Annotated in this window: 3 protein-coding genes and 1 tRNA gene; 3 read left to right on the forward strand and 1 reads right to left on the reverse strand. The window is 73.0% G+C overall.

What is annotated here, in order from left to right; all coding sequences use genetic code 11:
- The 3 genes from JNW98_RS33865 to JNW98_RS33875 form a co-directional block, all read left to right on the forward strand.
- Positions 1-224 (forward strand): hypothetical protein (locus JNW98_RS33865; protein WP_223772127.1); only part of this gene is annotated, 224 nt, incomplete at its 5' end.
- A 158-nt stretch (positions 225-382) separates the two neighbouring features.
- Positions 383-458: transfer RNA gene (locus tag JNW98_RS33870), tRNA-Lys, on the forward strand.
- A 218-nt stretch (positions 459-676) separates the two neighbouring features.
- Positions 677-991 carry a hypothetical protein gene (locus tag JNW98_RS33875; protein WP_223772128.1) on the forward strand — a complete coding sequence of 105 codons (315 nt, stop codon included), beginning with the start codon at positions 677-679 and terminating at the stop codon, positions 989-991.
- Between the two features lie 5 nt (positions 992-996).
- Here the strand turns inward: JNW98_RS33875 and JNW98_RS33880 are convergent, their stop codons facing one another.
- Positions 997-1392, reverse strand: coding sequence for a winged helix-turn-helix domain-containing protein (locus JNW98_RS33880; RefSeq protein WP_372459393.1), 396 nt, complete (start codon positions 1390-1392; stop codon positions 997-999).
- Positions 1393-1688 lie beyond the last annotated feature (296 nt).

Raw genomic sequence — 1688 nt, forward strand, 5'->3', positions numbered from 1 at the left:
ACTCCGGCGGCTTCCGCCGCGACGACCGCCCGTCGGGTGGCTTCCGCTCCGGTGGCGGCGACCGTCCGTTCAACCGCGACCGTCGTGACGACCGTCCGTCCGGTGGCTTCCGCTCCGGCGGCGGCGACCGCCCCTACGGCCGCCGTGACGACCACCGTGGCGCCGGCGCCGGCTCGTCGTTCGACCGCCGTGCCGACAAGCCGCGCTGGAAGCGCAACGGCTGAGCATTCGCCGGGAACGGCAAGCACCCCTCCCACCAGCGGAACTGAGTGCCCGTAGGGCGCACCGGTAGCGGAAGGGCTCCTTCCTGGAGCCCTTCCGGAAAAGTGCCGGGGATAACGACTCGGGATCCGGCGCTCTGCCGGGCTATGCTGCGGGGTGCGGGCCGTTAGCTCAATTGGCAGAGCAGTGGACTTTTAATCCATTGGTTGTGGGTTCGAGTCCCACACGGCCTACCACGGAAGCCCAGGTCAGAGACATCTGATCTGGGCTTCGTGGCGTTATTGGCGCAGGGGCTCGCCGGCTCGTCCGGCGCCCGGCCGAAATACCGACGATCACGCAATCGCGGCAGCCGCCGGGACGCCCGGGCTTGCGAAGGCGCGTCGCCCGAATGCCCTCGCGGGAGTGTCGCGTGTGATTCACGACACAAAGCGCGTCGTCATGCGTTGATGGGTGCATGAACCGTCTCCGCGTCACCGGCACGCTGACCCTGCTCGCCACCGCCGTGAGCGCCCTCCCCGCCGCGACCCCCGCGAGCGCCACCTCGGTCGTCGGCTTCGGCAACGGCACCGTCGGCAACGCCTGTGCCGAGCACGGCGGTCCGCGCGCCGGCGGCGTGACGAGGCGGGGGAGCGGCGCCGTCACCGCCCTCGGCGTCGCCCTGCCGGTCGGCAGTCCGAGCAACCAGTGCGGGTCGCTGGGGCTGCCGACCGGGATGCACGAGGGCGCCGGGGTGGACGCCATCGGCTTCCTGACGGGAGGCGAGGTGTAGCCGACTCAGGGCGTCTCGGGCGTCGTCGCATGCGACGGCTCGTACGCGTATCCGACGTGCCGTACGGTCACGATCGTCCCCCGGTGTCCCGGGCCCAACTTGCCGCGCAGCCGGGCGATGTGGACGTCCACGGTGCGTCCGCCGCCGACGGAGGTCGGCCCCCACACCGACACCAGCAGCTGGCGCCGGGTGTGCGCCTGGTGCGGGCGGCCGACGAGGTGGGCGAGGAGTTCGAACTCCCGTCCGGTGAGCCGCAGTTCCCGGCCGTCGACGACCGCCGTGCGCCGCCGGTAGTCCAGGGTGATCCGGGCGGGTGCCGGATGGTGAACGGTCGGGCCGGCGGGGCGCGGTGGACGGCCGAGGGGCCGCGGGGAGCGCAGGGACGTCTCGTACGGGGGCATCTCGGTCCTCCTCCGACCCCGGTGGAGGCGGTCGCCTTCCACCGGCGGTAAGAAGAGGCGGCCGGGGCGCGGGTTGTCCCGGCACCCGCCGTGTGCACAACATCCTCACGCTTGGCGGGTCCTGTGCCCGTCCCGTTCCCCTGGGGGCCCGTTCCCCGGCCGGCCCGCCTCAGCCCTGGCCGACGTCGAGCCGGGTGACCCGCCCGCCGGCGATCTGGAAGTGCCAGTACGTGCCGTGCAGGTCCGCCCGGTCGGAGCGGAACCGGCCGAGCAGGTACCGCCCGTGCTGCCGCTCC

Source organism: Streptomyces huiliensis (assembly GCF_020037025.1).
GTDB lineage: Bacteria > Actinomycetota > Actinomycetes > Streptomycetales > Streptomycetaceae > Streptomyces > Streptomyces huiliensis.